The following is a 13,971-nucleotide window of genomic DNA, read 5'->3' as shown; positions in this document are numbered from 1 at the left end:
GCGACTATATGAGTATGCAAGATACCGTTGCCGACATGCTAACACGTGTTCGTAACGCACAAATGGCAAAAAAACAAACTGTTTCTATGCCAAGTTCTAATCTAAAAGTTGCAATTGCAAACGTTTTAGAACAAGAAGGTTATATTTCAAATGTAGAAGTTGCTGATCTTGAAGGCAAAGCTACTTTGACTATTACTTTAAAATATTTCGAAGGCAAACCAGTTATCGAAACTGTGAAACGTGTAAGCCGTCCAGGTTTACGTCAGTATCGCGGTAAAGATAAACTTCCAAGCGTTAAGCAAGGTTTGGGTATTGCAATTGTTTCTACAAGCAAAGGCATCATGACTGATCGCGCTGCACGTGCTGCAGGCATCGGTGGTGAAGTTATTGCTTTTGTTTCTTAATAGGTGATTCCTCATGTCTCGTGTGGCTAAAGCCCCAGTAACTGTACCAAATGGTGTATCAGTTACTCAGAACGGCCGGCAGGTCGAAGTGAAAGGCACGAAAGGTACATTGTCTTTCAACCTGCATGCGCTGGTCGAGCTAAAACAGGAAGAAGGTCAACTTCAACTTGCTCCAGTTAAAAACTCGCAAGATGCTTGGATGCAAGCTGGTACTGCTCGCGCTGTATTAAATAATCTTGTTAAAGGCGTAAACGAAGGCTTTGAACGTAAACTCCAACTTGTTGGCGTTGGTTATAAAGCTGCAGTAAAAGGAAGTGTAGTAAATCTTAACCTAGGTTTCTCACATCCAATTGATTACGCATTACCTGAAGGTGTAACTGCAGAAACTCCGACTGCAACTGAAATTGTGCTGAAATCAGCAAACAAACAGTTGTTAGGCCAAGTGGCTGCAAATATTCGTGCTTATCGTTCTCCTGAGCCATATAAAGGTAAAGGTGTTCGTTATTCGGATGAAGTTATTCTTCGTAAAGAAGCTAAGAAGAAATAAGGCGCGAGGTTCTTATGAACGAAAAGAAACAATCCCGTTTGCGTCGTGCAAAAAGCACACGCTTGCACATTCGTGCATTGGGTGCGACTCGTTTGTGCGTCAACCGCACACCGCGTCACATCTATGCTCAAATTATCTCTGCAGATGGTGGCAAAGTATTAGCTCAAGCTTCTACTTTAGATACATCACTACGTAGCGATGGCACTGGTAACGTTGCAGCTGCAACTAAAGTGGGTGCATTAATCGCAGAACGTGCAAAAGCTGCTGGTGTTACAAAAGTTGCATTTGATCGTTCTGGTTTTAAATATCATGGTCGTATCAAAGCTTTAGCTGATGCTGCCCGTGAAGCTGGCTTGGAGTTCTAATCATGGCGAAAGTTGAACAAAACGAAGGTCTCGTTGAGAAACTGGTTGCCGTTGATCGTGTAGCCAAGGTTGTAAAAGGTGGTCGTATTTTCTCTTTCACAGCATTGACTGTGGTAGGTGATGGTAACGGTCGTGTTGGTTTTGGTCGCGGTAAAGCGCGTGAAGTTCCTGCTGCTATTTCTAAAGCACTTGAAGCAGCACGTCGCAACATGATTACTGTTGACCTAAGCGGAAACACTTTACAACACCCTGTGAATGGCCGTCATGGTGCAAGCCGTGTGTATATGCAGCCTGCTTCAGAAGGTACTGGTGTAATTGCTGGTGGTGCGATGCGTGCTGTTTTAGAAGCAGCAGGTGTGCATAACGTACTTGCTAAATGTTATGGTTCTACAAATGCTGCTAACGTAGTTAACGCGACTTTTAAAGGTTTGCGTGATATGACTTCTCCTGAGAAAGTCGCTGCGAAACGTGGTAAAACTGTAGCAGAAATTCAAGGGTAAATAGATCATGAAAACGATTAAAGTTACCCAGATCAAATCTTCTTCGCACCGTTTGAAAAATCATAAACTGTGCCTACAAGGTTTAGGTCTGCGTCGCATCGGTCATACTGTAGAAGTGCAAGATACACCTTCTAACCGTGGTATGATCAATAAAGTCTACTATATGGTTAGTGTAGAGGGGTAAGGCTATGACTCTGCGTTTAAATGAACTATCACCTGCAGAAGGTGCAAAGCGCGAACACCGTCGTCTTGGCCGTGGTATCGGTTCTGGTGTCGGTAAGACTGGTGGTCGTGGTGTTAAAGGGCAAAAATCACGTAAAAGCGGTGGCGTTCGTCCCGGCTTTGAAGGTGGTCAAACAGCACTTTATCGTCGTTTGCCTAAGTTTGGTTTCACAAGTCAGTTAGCGTTAAAAACTGCTGAAGTACGTGTTTCTGAATTAAATAAAGTTGAAGGCGATATTGTTAGCCTTGAAACTTTAAAGGCTGCAAACGTTGTGCGTCGTGACCAAATACGTGCTCGTATTGTGCTTTCAGGCGAAGTAACTCGTGCATTCACTGTTAAAGGTGTTGTGTTGACTAAAGGCGCTAAAGTTGCAATTGAAGCTGCTGGCGGTAAAGTCGAGGAGTAATACGAGTGTCTATGTCTCCTAGTTCTTCAAGTCATGTTCACATGATGAAAGCTCAGCCTTTCCACGTAAAATACCGTGAAATTATACGTCGCATGGTGTTTTTAATCTGTGCATTATTGGTGTTTAGACTAGGATCGCATATTCCCGTACCAGGCATAAATAATGCAGCACTAGAGCATTTGTTTAATGCAAATCAAGGAACAATTCTTGGTTTGTTTAACATGTTCTCTGGTGGTGCATTACAACGTATGTCTATTCTAGCACTAGGAATCATGCCTTATATTTCTGCCTCGATTATTGTGCAGTTAATGTCAACAGTGATTCCTTCTTTAGAAGCTTTGAAAAAAGAAGGCGAGCAAGGTAAACGTAAAATTAATCAATATACCCGACAAGGGACTTTGATTTTAGCAATAGTCCAAGCTACAGGTATGTGTGCAGGGTTAATCTCTCAAGGCATTACTTTAAACTCGGGCTTGGCATTTTACATTCCTGCAGTAACATCTTTGATTGCTGGAACAATGTTTTTAATGTGGTTGGGAGAGCAAATTACCGAACGTGGTATTGGTAATGGTATCTCTATGATCATATTTGCAGGCATTGTTGCAAATCTACCTAATTTAGTTTTACAGTCGTTCTCTGCAGTAGAAAATGGCCAAACAAGTATAATTGGCTTGGTAGTGCTTGCATTGCTTGCACTTGCTGTTTTAATTGCGATTGTATTTATTGAAAAAGCACAACGTAGAATTACTGTAAACTATGCACAAAAACAACAAGGACGTCGAATTTTTACTGCGCAACAAACACATTTGCCATTAAAAATTAATATGGCTGGTGTTATTCCAGCAATTTTTGCAAGCTCACTCCTATTGTTCCCGGCAAGTCTTGGGCAGTGGGTAGGTAGTACAGATCCTAATGCTGGTTTTATTAAGCGTGGTTTGCAAGATTTGGCGCTCGTGTTGTCGCCTGGACATACGTTGTACTTGGTGTTGTTCGCTGCGCTAATTATATTTTTCTGTTATTTCTATACGGCATTGGTATTTAGTCCCAAAGAAGTTGCAGAAAATTTAAAACGTAGTGGTGCTTATGTGCCTGGTATACGCCCAGGAGAGCAAACAGCTCGTTACTTAGATCATATTCTCAATCGTTTGACGTTTATTGGTGCGATATATATTACCTTTATTTGTTTAATGCCAATGATACTGCAAAGTACATTTAGTATGACAATGAATGTTGGTGGTACATCATTGTTAATTGTTGTAGTTGTCGTAATGGATTTTATGGCCCAACTACAGTCACACTTGACATCACATCAATATGATAATCAAACATTGATGAAAAAAACGACAGCTCATCCTAAGGGATAAGCGCACTTAGAGGTTTTCATCATGAAAGTACAAGCTTCTGTAAAGAAAATTTGTGGTAGCTGTAAAGTTATCCGTCGTAATGGGGTTATTCGCGTGATTTGTAACGCAGAACCTCGTCATAAACAGCGTCAAGGTTAATAAAATAACTTAGACTGTTGATTTCAGTAGGTGAATTGAGTTAATATCCGCTCCTTAAGAATTTTAATGGGTGGTCTGTTAACTCAACTGCCTTTTTGGAGAAAGTGAATGGCTCGTATTGCCGGTGTAAACATTCCGGATAACAAGCATGCTGTTATCTCCCTCACTTACATTTTTGGTGTAGGTCGTCACACTGCAGAGAATATTCTTGCAGCTGCTGGCATTGGCTTCACTACAAAAGTACGTGAATTGGATGATGCTCAGCTTGATGCGATTCGCGCAGAAGTTGCTAAGGTTCCAACCGAAGGTGATTTGCGTCGCGAAATTTCCATGAACATTAAACGTTTAATGGATTTAGGTTGCTATCGTGGCCTTCGTCATCGTCGTAGCTTGCCTGTCCGCGGTCAACGCACAAAAACTAACGCACGTACCCGCAAAGGTCCGCGCAAACCGATTAAAAAGTAAGATTTTCTGGAAGCTAAAAGATGGCTAAAGATACTCGCGCACGCAAGAAGGTCACTCGTACCGTCTCTGAAGGTGTTGCACACATTCACGCTTCTTTTAATAACACCATTGTAACGATTACCGATCGTCAAGGTAATGCATTGGCTTGGGCTACCTCTGGTGGACAAGGCTTCCGTGGTTCACGTAAATCAACTCCGTTTGCTGCTCAGGTAGCTGCTGAAGTTGCTGGTAAAGCTGCTTTAGATTACGGTTTGAAAAACTTGGAAGTCCTTGTGAAAGGTCCTGGTCCAGGTCGTGAGTCCGCGGTTCGTGCATTAGGAGCAGTGGGTTATAAGATTAGCAGCATTACCGATGTGACACCAATTCCTCACAACGGTTGTCGTCCACCTAAAAAACGTCGCGTCTAAGGAGAAACATTCATGGCTCGTTATATTGGTCCAAAATGCAAACTCTCTCGTCGTGAAGGGACTGACCTGCAACTTAAATCTGGCGTTAAACCATTTGACGTCAAAACTAAAAAACATGCTAAAGCACCTGGTCAACATGGCCAGTCACGTGCAAAGCAATCAGAGTACTCACTACAATTACGTGAAAAACAAAAAGTACGTCGTATGTACGGTGTTTTAGAGCGTCAGTTTAGTAATTACTATAAAGAAGCTGCTCGTGTTAAAGGCGCAACAGGTGAAAACTTATTAAAGTTACTTGAAAGCCGTCTTGATAACGTTGTTTATCGCATGGGTTTTGGTTCTACACGTGCAGAAGCGCGTCAATTAGTAAGTCACCGTTCTATTACTTTAAATGGTCGTCGTGTAAACATTGCGTCTATTCAAGTAAAAGCTGGTGATGTAATTGCCGTACACGAAGGTGCTAAACAACAACTACGTATTAAAAGCGCAGTTGAATTAGCGACTCAACGTGGTCTTCCTACTTGGATTGAGATTGATCATTCTAAATTTGAAGGTACGTTTAAAGCTGCACCAGATCGTTCTGATCTACCTGCTGAAATCAATGAAAGCTTGATTGTAGAATTGTATTCTAAATAATCCTTGAGGTAGCAATAATGACGCGTACTGCAAACGAGTTTCTTACTCCGCAAGCGATCAAGGTCGAAGCGGCAAGCGGGACCTCGGCAAAAGTGATTCTTGAACCATTAGAGCGTGGCTTTGGTCATACTCTTGGTAATGCTTTACGTCGCATTCTATTGTCTTCTTTGCCTGGCGCTGCTGTGGTAGAAGTTGAAATAGAAGGCGTCGAGCACGAGTACAGTACTTTAGAAGGCTTGCAGCAGGACATCGTCGAGCTCTTGCTGAACCTTAAAGGATTGTCGATTAAGCTGTTCGATCAAAATGAAGCATATTTAACATTAGAAAAACAAGGTCCAGGCGATGTTACAGCTGCTGACCTTCGTTTGCCACATAATGTTGAATTGGTTAACCCTGAGCATGTGATCGGTACTTTGAGTACATCTGGTTCATTAAAGATGCGCCTTAAAGTTGCTCAAGGTCGTGGCTATGAAACATCTGATTCACGTTTTCCTGAAGGCGAAACTCGCCCAGTTGGACGTTTACAGTTAGATGCAAGCTATAGCCCAATCAAACGTATTTCTTACACTGTTGAAAATGCACGTGTAGAACAACGTACAGACCTTGATAAGTTGATCATTGATCTTGAAACAAATGGTACTGTTGATCCTGAAGAAGCAATTCGTAAGGCAGCAACAATCTTGCAACAGCAAATCGCAATATTTGTTGACTTGCAAAAAGATCAAACACCAGTTGCTCAAGAACCTCGCGAAGAAGTTGATCCAATCTTGCTTCGTCCAGTAGATGATCTAGAGCTTACTGTTCGTTCTGCGAATTGTTTAAAAGCAGAAAATATTTATTACATTGGTGATCTTGTTCAGCGTACTGAAGTAGAGTTGTTAAAAACTCCAAACTTGGGTAAAAAATCGTTGACTGAGATTAAAGATGTGTTGGCATCGAAAGGTTTACAACTAGGTATGCGTCTAGAGAACTGGCCACCAGCTAGTCTTCGTATGGACGACCGTTTTGCCTATCGTAGCCGTTAATTAAGTAGGACTATCACCATGCGTCATCGTAATAGTGGTGTGAAATTAGGCCGTACAAGCAGCCACCGTAAGGCGTTGTTTCAAAATTTAGCAAATGCTCTAGTTGAGCATGAGTTAATTAAAACGACTTTACCTAAGGCGAAAGAGCTTCGTCGTGTTGCTGAGCCTTTAATCACTTTAGCTAAAAACGACACTGTAGCAAACCGTCGTATCGCGTTTGCTCGTACTCGTAATGCAGCAACTGTTGGTAAGTTATTTACCGTTCTAGGCCCTCGCTACAAAGAGCGTAACGGCGGCTATCTACGCGTGCTTAAAGCAGGCTTCCGTGCTGGAGATGCAGCACCGATGGCTTATATCGAGCTTGTAGATCGTGAAGTAAATACTTCAGCAGAGTAATTGCTTAAGTAATAATAAAAAAGGTCAGATTATCTGGCCTTTTTTATTACATATAACTTCTTTAATCTATAGTAACTCGAATTCTTTTTGAGCTGAAGCCTTCATAACTTGAATGGTCTGCTTATTAACATTGCACATAAAGACGCATAAATTCTAGATAAATACCCTTGAACACTTCTCGCTTTATTTGTCTAAGTTGTATTTTCCTTTAAGTAAACTGAATAAGGTCTCAATCTTATTTCTTTTTTTTAAATGGTGCTGATCTATCTTAAGTGTTTGAATAATATTTATATTTCTTTGGTGGTAAGTCACTAAATCAATACTTTGCAACTTCAGTCTCTCTTTCAGGATTTGGCTAATATAGCCATGATCTGCATAAACTGTCGCTTTAAAAGCTTTGACTAAATCTTCTACTATTTTAATATTGAGAATATGTCCATTTGATAAAGTTGTACTGACCATATCTCCATCAGCATTATTGCCACATGTAACTTACAGCCAAAGAACTATCCCATAGAAATTTTACCTATAGTCAAACAATCAAAAATATAAGAATGAGTTATTTAGAACATTTTAGACGAAAAGTCATAGCGAAGCTTGAGGAAGGATATTCCATACGAGTGGTATCTGCATCATTTGAAATTGATAAAAATACAATTTTGAGTTGGAAAAACGGATTGACGTTAAAAGAACTTGACCACGGAAAAATTTTAAAATTGACGATGACGAACTCCATGCAGATATTAAAAAGTATCCTGATGATTATCAGTATGAGCGTGCTGTACGTCTTTTCTGCTCAGCAGAATCTTATTGGTTATGCATTAAAACGTTTAGGAATTACAGTGGAAAAAAGACCTTACAGCACTCACAAGCAAAAGAATCCCTCAGATCAGCATTCACCAAAGTTTTAGATCAACTTCAACAAAAAACACCCCATTGTTTATCTTGATGGAAGTGGGTTCAAATCACACGATCATCGATCTCATGGTTATTCTCCCAAAGGAACACCATGTTATGGTTGATTTAACTGGCAATCAAAGAACCAAACCAATCCGATTGGTGCATTATATCAAGGTCAACTATTTTGTAGTCGGCTTATTCTAGTGCAAAATTAATTCAGATGTATTTCATTTCTGGGTAGAGCATTTTCTTATTTCTGAATTACCTACACACTGTGTCATCGTGATGGATAATGCGACCCGCCATGAACGAATAGATATACAGGAATTATTAGAACAACCTAGGCATTAAATTTTATGGCTTCCCTTGTATAGCCCAGATTTACATTTTATTGAAAAGATATGGGCATGAATTAAGAAAAAGAGAAAATAATGGCGGGAAGATTGTATTGATCAACTCTTTCAGATATTTTTCACTTCTGTGTGAATAATTAGATTATTTGATTATAGTTACTCAACTTATAGTTATAATTTTGTCCTTTTTTAGCGAAATACTTAAACAGAATTCTTGTTATAATTATATAAAATATGGAATAAAAATGATGAATTTACAACAACGCAAAACTATTTATAGAGCAAGACGAGGTTTAAAAGAATTAGATATTTATTTTGACCCTTATGTAAGGCAATATTATTTAAATGCATCTGAAACAGAACAAAAGCTCTTTGAAGAATTAATCGAATGTGAAGATCCAGATTTACTCGATTGGTTTATGAATGAAGATAAATCACCGTCTGAAGAAATAAAAGTATTTATTCAAAAACTAAAGTGTTATATACATGGGTGATCTCTATTTTCCAATTTCTAAAAGCCGTTTAAAGTATTGGTTCCAATTCATTTTATTTGTTTTAATGGTAATCTTTATATATCAATCAGTTGGACTTACTTATACTATTTTACTAGTAGGTTTTTTAACTTGGAATTTATATGTTTTTTTTAAGAAAACACCCAAATTATACTCATTGGCATGGTTAGATAAAAATATATGGACGTTTGAGTACATAGATGGTGTAGTAACGAAAGAAGTGTGTTCAATTTTAGATCATCAATTATATTTTGCTTTTTGTTTTGCTAAAAAAGAGAAATGGTCTACCCAAATTGTTTGGAGAGACCAATTGACAGGTAAAGATTATAAAAAAATGAAAATCTTAGCAAAGATTTATGGTAAGTCATTAAATTAAAAAGATAATATTCAACCTTTAGGTCTGAATTTAATAACACCAACCTCATCTACTTGACTTAATTTACTTGAGTTTATTTGTTGTGGACGTGTATCACGATAATCACACGAAATACATTCGATATGTTCTTCACCTAAGTGATTGGTGAGCATAATAATACGATCTAAAGCCTGACATTTAGGGCAGACAGCACCTGCAATAAATCTTTTTTTCATAAAATTATACTCACCATATATTACTCAATTTATGAAGATACGGTTGCTTCAGTCCAACCTTGGTGTTTTAACAGGGCATCTATTTTTGGTTCACGACCCCTAAATTGGATGAAAGCATCAAGAGCATCGTTTTTGCCCCCTACAGCTAGAATAGCAGATCTGAATTCATGGCCAGTGGCTTGGTTAAATAGCCCTTCTTCTTCAAAGCGCTCAAATGCATCACTTGCTAATACTTCTGCCCATTTATAAGAATAGTAACCTGCAGCATAGCCGCCAGCAAAAATATGACTAAAGCTATGTTGAAAACGATTATATTTAATCGTTGGTAATACTGAGATTTTAGCACGAAGTTCGTCAAGCATATGCTGTACTTCTGGAGCATTTAAGGCTTTATTTTGCATATGAATACTGAGGTCAAATAAAGCAAATTCAATTTGACGTAAGGTTTGCATACCTGACTGGAAGAAGCGTGCATTGAGTAATGCATCAAGCAAGTGTTGAGGAAGCGTTTCTTTTGTATTTACGTGCCCTGTAAGTTGGTCAAGTGCAGTTTTATCCCAAGTCCAAAACTCCATAAATTGGCTTGGAAGCTCAACAGCATCCCATGCTACGCCATTGGTTCCCGCTACAGATATGTTATCTACCTCGGTAAGCATATGATGTAGGCCATGTCCAAACTCATGGAATAGCGTAAGTACTTCATCATGGGTAATGAGAGCAGGTTGATCTGCGACAGGCGGTGTAAAGTTGCATACCATGTAACAGATTGGCTTTTGTAAGCCATTTGAGGTTTGCATTCTAGAGTGTGCGCCATTCATCCATGCACCGCCTCGTTTACCTTGGCGAGCGTATAGGTCGAAATAAAAGCCAGCAATTACTTCGCCTTGATCTTCAATTTCAAAATACTGTACATCTTTATGCCATACAGGTGCTTTTCGTTCAATAATATCTATTTTATAGAGCTGTTTAATAATACCAAATAAACCTTCAATCACTTTTGGTGCGGGGAAGTAAGGCTTGAGCTCTTCTTGTGACAAGTTAAATAGTTGTTGTTTGAGCTTTTCTGAATAAAAAGTCGCATCCCATGGTTGAATTTGGGTGATGCCATCTTTTGTTGCAATCTCTTTGAGAGCTTGAATTTCTTCAGATGCTGGTTTTTTTGCATGTTCTGCAAGGTTGAGTAAAAACTCATGTACCGTATTTACATCAGGTGCCATTTTTGCTGCAATTGAAAATTCTGCATAGTTATTAAAACCGAGTAACTCCGATTTTTCTTGGCGAAGTTGCAAGATTTCTTCAATGATTGCTGTATTATCTAGCGAAGGATCAGAACCTTGGTCCGATGCTTTAGTGCAGTAGGCTTTATAGAGTGCTTCTCGCAATTCGCGATCTTCAGCATACGTCATAATCGCAATATATGATGGAAAATCAAGTGTTGCAGCAGCTTGTTCTAGTTGATGTTGCTGTCCATATTGTTTCAGTAGCTCTACCGCACTGTCTGGTAAGCCTTTTAGTTCTGCTTCTGTCAGTGGTTTGACATAAGCTTGGGTTGCGTCAAGTACATGGTTAGAGAAATCTGAAGATAGTTGTGATAAGCGTGCTGAAATTTCTGCAAAACGAGTTTTCTTTTCTCCTTCTAATGCAACGCCTGAACGTTTGAAATTATCGAGTGATAGACGAATGGCACTTTGTTGTGCTTCATCAAGTTGTTTAAATGCATCACTATCATGCAGTGCCTGGTAGGTTTGATATAAAGCGGTATGTTGTCCAATGTGCGTTGAAAACTGACTTAATTGAGGAAGCACAGCTTGATAGGCTTCACGTGTTTCTGCATCACTCATTACAGTATTGAGGTGAGAGAGAGTGCCCCATGTTGCATCAATTTGGTTAGATAACTCATCTAAGTTATTAATGGTATCCATCTGTGCTTCAACAGTATGTGGCACCGTTTTAAGCTCATCTAAAAAAGATTGTCCTTTTAAAATAACGTCTTCTACGTTTTTTTTGAGTTGAGTAATAGTAATATTTGAAAAATCGGATACTGGCAAGGTTGCCGTAGAGAGTGTCATTACATGATTGCCTAATTGGGTGTATATTTATAGGTTTATGCGTTTCCCCTATTAAAATCAAGGGTTATTTACGTTTTATTAACTATATTTTATGGTTTTGTGTGGCATTCTTTGATAGAAGTAGATCAAGCCAAGACAATGCTTGGCTTGATCTTTAGACGGGCTCGCTATTTAGTCTTGTTTTATTTTCGCATTAGATTTTTTCTTCTTCTTAGACTTTTTAATTTTCTCTTTACTCCCTGTTTTTTTCTGATCTGTGTCTGCTTTGTAGCTACTTGATTTTTTAGAGCTACGTTTTTTCTTTTTCACAGGTTCTGCAGGTTTTTCTTCGCTTACAGGGTTAGATTTACTGACTTTCTTTGCAATAGGTACAAAGCCATCTTCAGTGGGCACTGGTCTTTGTGTACGTGGTGCTCGCTCACGAACAGCACGGCCCGCATGAGTTACCTGTTTAGTTAAAGAAAAATCGATTTTACGTTCTTCTAAGTTTACGCCAGCCACTTGAATTTTGACTTCATCGCCTAACCCAAAAACTTGCCCACGGTTTTGCCCGATTAATGTCTGACTTGATGCATCGTATACAAAGAAATCATCACCCAATTGGCTAATATGAATCATACCATCAACATATAAATCTTTAAGCGTGATGAATAAGCCAAATTCTGTAACAGTCGTAATGTGTCCGATAAACTCATCACCTAAATGCTGTTGCATATAGTGGCATTTAAGCCAAGATGTTACGCTACGAGATGCCTCATCTGCACGTCGTTCAGTCCGTGAAAAATGCTCACCCGCATCATTTAGGGCTTGACCTGAAATAGGCGATAGTTTTTCGCTGAGTTTGGCTTTAATTGCGCGATGTAGCAGTAAATCTGGATAACGACGAATCGGTGAAGTGAAATGTGTATATGCATCGTATGCTAAGCCAAAGTGCCCCGCATTTTTAGCACCATAGTATGCTTGCATCATTGAACGTAACAAGACTGCGTGAATAGTTTGCGCATCTACACGGTCTTTTGTGGCTTCAATAATAGCTTGATAATCTGCTTGTGTCGGCTGTTCTGGAAAATGAAAACCAAGAAGCTTTACAAAGTCACGTACTTTTTGAGTACGAGAAAATTCAGGTGGCTCATGTACACGGTATAGCATATCTACATCATTGGTGAGTGCATATTCAGCCGCAGCGACGTTGGCCAATAACATGCATTCTTCAATCAGTTTATGGGCTTCATTACGAGATCTTGGTAAGATTTCTTTAATGCCTCCTAACTCATCAAAGGTCATATACGTTTCTGTCGTTTCGAATTCCATCGCATGGCGTTCGCTACGTAAGCCTTTCAAAATTTGATACAGTTGGAATAAGGTATTGAGCGATTTATGGATGCTTTTGTCTTCTGGAATAGCTTTCGTTTCGCCATCAAAAAACTGACCCACTTGGGTATACGTTAAGCGTGCTTTAGAATGCATAACACTTGGATAAAACTTGTACCCTGTAACACGGCCTAAACGAGATAAAGTTAAATCACAGACCATACACAATCGGTCGACATGTGGGTTAAGTGAACATAGCCCATTAGACAAAGCTTCAGGGAGCATTGGAAGTACATAGTGAGGGAAGTAAACCGATGTACCTCGCTCTTGTGCTTCATCATCTAAAGGCTTGCCTAAACGCACATAGTGGCTGACATCGGCAATTGCCACAACAACACGATAACCACCCCCTGGGCGTTTTTCAGCATAGACTGCGTCGTCAAAATCTCGGGCATCTTCACCATCAATGGTGACCAATGGCAAATCTCTTAAATCAATACGGTCAGCTCGGTCTTTAGCGGTAGGTTCTTTGAAACGCTCAGCTTCAGCAACCACTTCTTCTGGAAATTCGTAGGGTAGGCCAAACTCTAAAATGGTTTGTGGAATAATAATTTCAGTGTCTGCTTTATCCGCCATAGATTGTACAACATGCCCTGTGGCAAAGCTGTCACGGGTTGGATAATCATCTATAGCTATACGAACTGAATCACCAAGTTTTATTTGTGCATGCGCAACAAGCTCTTTTTCAAGTGTAATCGGCTGATGTTGGTTTGGCATGGCTGGTTGAATAAAATATTCACCTTCGTGTTGGCACAGTTTACCAATGAGTTGTTTAACACGGTGCTGTTTAATTTCTTCAATACGCCCCCATGTTTTTCCTTTGCGATCTATAGATGTTTTACGCACAGCAACTCTATCGCCGTTAAATGCCAATCTAAGTTCACGTTCAGCAAGTTGTAGTTTTTCTTCACCATCAATTTGTGCAACACCAAAACCTTTACTATTAATGTAAACCGTAGCGTCTTGCGTTGGTTCAGGTGCTAGTATAAAAAACTTAATGCCTTCTTTGCCTAATTGGCCGTCTCTAATCATCGCATTTAAACGATGTCCAAGTGCTTCTATACTTTTTTGGTCTTGTATTTGAAAGTGATCTACTAATTCTGCATGAGAGAGGGCAGTATTGGCTTGTTGAATCGTATCTGAAATAAGCGTACGACTTGGAATTGGGTTGTCGTAGCGTTCTGATTCGGACTTTGCTTCGGGGTCGACCCAGTTTTTATCCATGGTGTCACTTCTTATATGTACATAAATGATGGTCTTACTTTAGCATAAGTCATAGATTGGCACACGGAACATCAT

Annotated in this window: 19 protein-coding genes and 2 pseudogenes; 17 read left to right on the top strand and 4 right to left on the bottom strand. The window is 39.5% G+C overall.

Annotated elements, in window-relative coordinates; genetic code table 11:
• Nucleotides 1-8 precede the first annotated feature (8 nt).
• The 13 genes from rpsH (at nt 9) to rplQ (ending at nt 6,876) form a co-directional block, all read left to right on the top strand.
• A complete protein-coding gene (gene rpsH, locus BLS38_RS08160) occupies nt 9-404 on the top strand; it encodes a 30S ribosomal protein S8 (RefSeq protein ID WP_092748471.1) in 396 nt (131 codons plus the stop codon).
• Between the two features lie 13 nt (nt 405-417).
• Nucleotides 418-951, top strand: coding sequence for a 50S ribosomal protein L6 (rplF, locus tag BLS38_RS08155; RefSeq protein WP_092748469.1), 534 nt, complete (start codon nt 418-420; stop codon nt 949-951).
• Between the two features lie 14 nt (nt 952-965).
• Nucleotides 966-1,316, top strand: coding sequence for a 50S ribosomal protein L18 (gene rplR / locus BLS38_RS08150; protein ID WP_092748467.1), 351 nt, complete (start codon nt 966-968; stop codon nt 1,314-1,316).
• A 2-nt stretch (nt 1,317-1,318) separates the two neighbouring features.
• Complete coding sequence (gene rpsE / locus BLS38_RS08145; protein WP_092748465.1) at nt 1,319-1,816, top strand: 30S ribosomal protein S5; 498 nt, start codon at nt 1,319-1,321, stop codon at nt 1,814-1,816.
• A 7-nt stretch (nt 1,817-1,823) separates the two neighbouring features.
• On the top strand, nt 1,824-2,000 hold the full coding sequence (rpmD, locus tag BLS38_RS08140; protein WP_092748463.1) for a 50S ribosomal protein L30: 177 nt from the start codon (nt 1,824-1,826) through the stop codon (nt 1,998-2,000).
• Between the two features lie 4 nt (nt 2,001-2,004).
• A complete protein-coding gene (gene rplO, locus BLS38_RS08135) occupies nt 2,005-2,445 on the top strand; it encodes a 50S ribosomal protein L15 (RefSeq protein ID WP_092748461.1) in 441 nt (146 codons plus the stop codon).
• A 44-nt stretch (nt 2,446-2,489) separates the two neighbouring features.
• Nucleotides 2,490-3,809: a preprotein translocase subunit SecY gene (gene secY, locus BLS38_RS08130; protein ID WP_171258562.1), complete on the top strand. Its 1,320-nt coding sequence runs from the start codon at nt 2,490-2,492 to the stop codon at nt 3,807-3,809.
• A gap of 21 nt (nt 3,810-3,830) precedes the next feature.
• Nucleotides 3,831-3,947, top strand: a complete 117-nt coding sequence (gene rpmJ, locus BLS38_RS08125) for a 50S ribosomal protein L36 (RefSeq protein ID WP_017395330.1) — start codon at nt 3,831-3,833, stop codon at nt 3,945-3,947.
• Nucleotides 3,948-4,055: 108 nt separating this feature from the next.
• Nucleotides 4,056-4,412: a 30S ribosomal protein S13 gene (gene rpsM, locus BLS38_RS08120; protein WP_092748457.1), complete on the top strand. Its 357-nt coding sequence runs from the start codon at nt 4,056-4,058 to the stop codon at nt 4,410-4,412.
• 20 nt (nt 4,413-4,432) lie between these two features.
• Nucleotides 4,433-4,819 (top strand): 30S ribosomal protein S11, encoded by a 387-nt coding sequence (gene rpsK, locus BLS38_RS08115; protein ID WP_088823437.1) that lies wholly within the window; start codon nt 4,433-4,435, stop codon nt 4,817-4,819.
• 12 nt (nt 4,820-4,831) lie between these two features.
• Nucleotides 4,832-5,455 carry a 30S ribosomal protein S4 gene (gene rpsD, locus BLS38_RS08110; protein ID WP_092748455.1) on the top strand — a complete coding sequence of 208 codons (624 nt, stop codon included), beginning with the start codon at nt 4,832-4,834 and terminating at the stop codon, nt 5,453-5,455.
• A 17-nt stretch (nt 5,456-5,472) separates the two neighbouring features.
• Complete coding sequence (locus tag BLS38_RS08105) at nt 5,473-6,480, top strand: DNA-directed RNA polymerase subunit alpha (protein WP_092748453.1); 1,008 nt, start codon at nt 5,473-5,475, stop codon at nt 6,478-6,480.
• An 18-nt stretch (nt 6,481-6,498) separates the two neighbouring features.
• A complete protein-coding gene (rplQ, locus tag BLS38_RS08100) occupies nt 6,499-6,876 on the top strand; it encodes a 50S ribosomal protein L17 (RefSeq protein ID WP_092748451.1) in 378 nt (125 codons plus the stop codon).
• Nucleotides 6,877-6,977: 101 nt separating this feature from the next.
• Here rplQ and BLS38_RS13185 read toward each other — a convergent pair.
• Nucleotides 6,978-7,433: pseudogene (locus BLS38_RS13185) on the bottom strand (transposase); the annotation flags it as partial.
• Here BLS38_RS13185 and BLS38_RS08090 point away from each other — a divergent pair.
• The 4 genes and pseudogenes from BLS38_RS08090 to BLS38_RS08075 form a co-directional block, all read left to right on the top strand.
• Nucleotides 7,431-7,703: pseudogene (locus BLS38_RS08090) on the top strand (hypothetical protein); the annotation flags it as partial. The pseudogenes BLS38_RS13185 and BLS38_RS08090 overlap by 3 nt on opposite strands.
• Nucleotides 7,592-7,825: a hypothetical protein gene (locus BLS38_RS13350; protein ID WP_425283478.1), complete on the top strand. Its 234-nt coding sequence runs from the start codon at nt 7,592-7,594 to the stop codon at nt 7,823-7,825. The pseudogene BLS38_RS08090 and the gene BLS38_RS13350, both read left to right, overlap by 112 nt.
• Nucleotides 7,826-8,374: 549 nt before the next feature.
• A complete protein-coding gene (locus BLS38_RS08080) occupies nt 8,375-8,623 on the top strand; it encodes an FAD assembly factor SdhE (protein ID WP_092748445.1) in 249 nt (82 codons plus the stop codon).
• A complete protein-coding gene (locus BLS38_RS08075) occupies nt 8,616-9,017 on the top strand; it encodes a hypothetical protein (protein WP_092748443.1) in 402 nt (133 codons plus the stop codon). Before BLS38_RS08080 ends, BLS38_RS08075 begins: the two co-directional genes overlap by 8 nt.
• A gap of 11 nt (nt 9,018-9,028) precedes the next feature.
• Here BLS38_RS08075 and BLS38_RS08070 read toward each other — a convergent pair whose 3' ends face one another.
• From BLS38_RS08070 to rnr, 3 genes are all read right to left on the bottom strand, one after another.
• A complete protein-coding gene (locus tag BLS38_RS08070; protein WP_092748441.1) occupies nt 9,029-9,232 on the bottom strand; it encodes a YheV family putative zinc ribbon protein in 204 nt (67 codons plus the stop codon).
• A gap of 29 nt (nt 9,233-9,261) precedes the next feature.
• A complete protein-coding gene (locus BLS38_RS08065) occupies nt 9,262-11,301 on the bottom strand; it encodes a M3 family metallopeptidase (RefSeq protein WP_092748439.1) in 2,040 nt (679 codons plus the stop codon).
• A gap of 171 nt (nt 11,302-11,472) precedes the next feature.
• Nucleotides 11,473-13,896: a ribonuclease R gene (gene rnr, locus BLS38_RS08060; RefSeq protein ID WP_213030510.1), complete on the bottom strand. Its 2,424-nt coding sequence runs from the start codon at nt 13,894-13,896 to the stop codon at nt 11,473-11,475.
• Nucleotides 13,897-13,971: the final 75 nt, after the last annotated feature.

Origin of the sequence: Acinetobacter boissieri, assembly GCF_900096955.1 — a bacterium.
GTDB classification, from domain to species: Bacteria; Pseudomonadota; Gammaproteobacteria; order Pseudomonadales; family Moraxellaceae; genus Acinetobacter; species Acinetobacter boissieri.
The sequence above is the reverse complement of the archived record's forward strand: the minus strand, read 5'-3'. Positions and strand labels throughout refer to the sequence as shown.

Coding starts and splice junctions, on each gene's coding strand:
- BLS38_RS08070 (WP_092748441.1), bottom strand. CDS start 9,232: ATGAAAAAAAGATTTATTGCAGGTGCTGTCTGCCCTAAATGTCAGGCT.
- rpmD (WP_092748463.1), top strand. CDS start 1,824: ATGAAAACGATTAAAGTTACCCAGATCAAATCTTCTTCGCACCGTTTG.
- rplO (WP_092748461.1), top strand. CDS start 2,005: ATGACTCTGCGTTTAAATGAACTATCACCTGCAGAAGGTGCAAAGCGC.
- rpmJ (WP_017395330.1), top strand. CDS start 3,831: ATGAAAGTACAAGCTTCTGTAAAGAAAATTTGTGGTAGCTGTAAAGTT.
- rpsD (WP_092748455.1), top strand. CDS start 4,832: ATGGCTCGTTATATTGGTCCAAAATGCAAACTCTCTCGTCGTGAAGGG.
- secY (WP_171258562.1), top strand. CDS start 2,490: ATGAAAGCTCAGCCTTTCCACGTAAAATACCGTGAAATTATACGTCGC.
- BLS38_RS08065 (WP_092748439.1), bottom strand. CDS start 11,301: ATGACACTCTCTACGGCAACCTTGCCAGTATCCGATTTTTCAAATATT.
- rpsH (WP_092748471.1), top strand. CDS start 9: ATGAGTATGCAAGATACCGTTGCCGACATGCTAACACGTGTTCGTAAC.
- rplR (WP_092748467.1), top strand. CDS start 966: ATGAACGAAAAGAAACAATCCCGTTTGCGTCGTGCAAAAAGCACACGC.
- BLS38_RS08075 (WP_092748443.1), top strand. CDS start 8,616: ATGGGTGATCTCTATTTTCCAATTTCTAAAAGCCGTTTAAAGTATTGG.
- rpsM (WP_092748457.1), top strand. CDS start 4,056: ATGGCTCGTATTGCCGGTGTAAACATTCCGGATAACAAGCATGCTGTT.
- rnr (WP_213030510.1), bottom strand. CDS start 13,896: ATGGATAAAAACTGGGTCGACCCCGAAGCAAAGTCCGAATCAGAACGC.
- rplF (WP_092748469.1), top strand. CDS start 418: ATGTCTCGTGTGGCTAAAGCCCCAGTAACTGTACCAAATGGTGTATCA.
- BLS38_RS08105 (WP_092748453.1), top strand. CDS start 5,473: ATGACGCGTACTGCAAACGAGTTTCTTACTCCGCAAGCGATCAAGGTC.
- BLS38_RS08080 (WP_092748445.1), top strand. CDS start 8,375: ATGATGAATTTACAACAACGCAAAACTATTTATAGAGCAAGACGAGGT.
- rpsK (WP_088823437.1), top strand. CDS start 4,433: ATGGCTAAAGATACTCGCGCACGCAAGAAGGTCACTCGTACCGTCTCT.
- rplQ (WP_092748451.1), top strand. CDS start 6,499: ATGCGTCATCGTAATAGTGGTGTGAAATTAGGCCGTACAAGCAGCCAC.
- rpsE (WP_092748465.1), top strand. CDS start 1,319: ATGGCGAAAGTTGAACAAAACGAAGGTCTCGTTGAGAAACTGGTTGCC.